Consider the following 984-nt stretch of genomic DNA (forward strand, 5'->3'; position numbering starts at 1 on the left):
GTCTATTCCTTTTGGTGCGTTTTGTATTACGAAAAAAATTGATTTATAAGAAGGAGTTATCGTTGTGGATGTTGAACGAGAAAAACGAAAAGCTTCTCTCATTTCAAACTTTCTTATAGTCAATTAATTAAATGTGCTCTTCTACGTTACAAAAAAGCACTGGGTGTAAATAAAAATTCTTTTAAAAGTCGTAAAATGCTTCTTATGCACTCTTTTGATCGCTAGAATTTGTCGAAAAATTTTATGCTGCTCAATACGATAATAGGGCGGTTTATATCTATGATTTAAGTGAAAATAGGGGGAGTTAGATGAAAAGGGAGGTGAGATTTTAATGACAGTTGTTGAAAACGTTATTGTGTAATGCATTTTTTACAGATTTTCTGCTTTCTGTAAATATGTAAAAGCGCAAAAACGGAAATGTGCAAAAAAGGAAGCTGGGACTTTATGCGTGGTGTATGATTTTATCATGGCATGGAATGTGGAGAGAAGATTGGGGTGTGGGGATGAAGAGTTTTATGAAGGGGGGGAAGCTTGGATGAAGAGGCGGGTGTGTTGACGAGAGAGGAGAGAGGGTGTGGGGAAAGTTGTTTTTGAAGTGGGATTGACCGGTGCTTTGCGTGATCTTACTTTAGGGTGGTGAAGGGGCAAGAATATTTTAAAATAGGACGTATCTGTCGCGTTTGATGCAACATTATCCTTTGTGGTGTCGTGATCTGAAATCAGCAGGGGAATTGGCTAGAGTAAGAAGCTGTATTGTTGACAAACCTATGTTTACAAAGTGGTGCGAGGGGAATTTGAAAGTTTCGTTTGGCTGCTTTCTGTAAATGTGGAGAAGCATCAAAACGTTGATCCGTAAAATAAAAACGTATATCCGTAAAATGATGCGGAGGATTTATGCTTTGTGTGCGCTTTTGCTTAATCAGAAATCAACCATAAGATTGCTTTTTGTTTTTTCGGCTGGAGCTCTCTAAAATTTTTCAAAAG

General features: G+C 37.5%; 1 pseudogene. It reads right to left on the bottom strand.

The features are described from left to right. Window positions 1–915: 915 nt before the first annotated feature. Window positions 916–984 (bottom strand): annotated as a pseudogene (locus ACFIL8_RS11055) (transcriptional regulator); the annotation flags it as partial.

The sequence above is a fragment of the Bartonella sp. AP57NXGY genome (genome assembly GCF_042195805.1).
Classification (GTDB): Bacteria; Pseudomonadota; Alphaproteobacteria; order Rhizobiales; family Rhizobiaceae; genus Bartonella.